Annotated in this window: 1 protein-coding gene; it reads left to right on the forward strand. The window is 62.6% G+C overall.

All coding sequences use genetic code 11. From position 1 onward, the window contains the following. Positions 1–157 precede the first annotated feature (157 nt). A complete protein-coding gene (locus GGQ88_RS21010) occupies positions 158–1,372 on the forward strand; it encodes an IS256-like element ISSpma2 family transposase (RefSeq protein WP_006954973.1) in 1,215 nt (404 codons plus the stop codon). Positions 1,373–1,422: the final 50 nt, after the last annotated feature.

Genomic DNA, 1,422 nt, shown 5'->3' on the forward strand with positions numbered 1-1,422 from the left:
GTTAGCGTCCGCGCTCGTGGTGTAATTTCCGGTGTAGGCGATGGTGTATTCCGGGGTGGGGCATGCCCCACCCCGGAATGCGGCGTCGCTGGTGGCCACCGGGTTCATCGTTATGGTGGAGTTTGCACACTTCAACCGTGACGAAGAGGAGTTCCCGATGACCGAGGACAGATTACTGATCGAAGAGCTTGCTGCGAAGGGCGGCCAACCGGATTTTTTGCGCACCATCGCCGAGAACGTGCTGCAGCTGATCATGGAGGCCGACGTTGATGGCCTGATCGGCGCGGGTCGCCACGAACGCAGCAGCGAGCGCGCGACCTGGCGCAACGGCTATCGCGACCGTTCGCTGGATACCCGGGTAGGCACGCTGAACCTGAAAATCCCCAAGCTGCGTGCTGGGTCCTACTTTCCGGGCTTCCTTGAGCCCCGCAAGATGGTCGAGAAAGCGCTGGTTGCGGTGATCCAGGAAGCGTGGATCGGCGGGGTCAGCACCCGGCGGGTCGATGAACTCGTCCAGGCCATGGGCATGACCGGCATCTCCAAGTCCACCGTCTCCAAGCTTTGCAAGGACATTGACGAGCGCGTCCATGCCTTTCTGAAACGCCCGCTCACCGGCGAATGGCCGTATCTCTGGCTCGATGCCACCTATCTCAAGGTACGCGAAGGCGGGCGGATCATCAGCGTTGCCGCAATAATCGCCATGGCCGTCAACACCGAGGGCCGGCGCGAGATCGTCGGCCTGCATATCGGCCCCTCGGAAGCGGAGGTCTTCTGGTCCGACTTCCTGAAGGACCTTGTTCGGCGCGGTCTTACCGGCGTGAAGCTGGTCATCTCCGATGCTCACGAGGGCCTCAAGGGCGCGATCACCCGCGTCATGGGCGCCACCTGGCAGCGCTGCCGGGTGCACTTCATGCGCAATGCCCTGTCCTATGTGCCCAAGGGCCAGAACACTGTCGTCGCCGCCGCGATCCGCCAGGTCTTCCTGCAGCCCGATCAGAAAAGCGCAACGCAGGTCTGGCGACAGGTCGCCGACCAGTTGCGCACCCGTTGGCCCAAGCTCGGCGCCTGCATGGACGAGGCCGAAACCGACGTGCTCGCCTACACCGGCTTTCCCACCCAGCACCGCACGAAGTTACACTCAACCAATCCGCTCGAGCGGCTCAACAAGGAGGTCAAGCGCCGCGCCGACGTCGTCGGAATCTTCCCGAACGAAGACAGCATCATCCGCCTCGTCGGGGCTGTGCTGATGGAGCAGAACGACGAGTGGCAGCTCCAGCACCGATACATGCAGATCGAAGGCATGGCCGAACTCAACCAACCCATGATCGAGGAGGAAAATCAGCCCCTACACATCACCGCCAAAGCCGCCTGACGATGGCCCACGGCCACAGCCGAAATTACACCACCTTGACGGACGCGACC

The sequence above is a fragment of the Novosphingobium hassiacum genome (assembly GCF_014196055.1).
Lineage (GTDB): Bacteria > Pseudomonadota > Alphaproteobacteria > Sphingomonadales > Sphingomonadaceae > Novosphingobium > Novosphingobium hassiacum.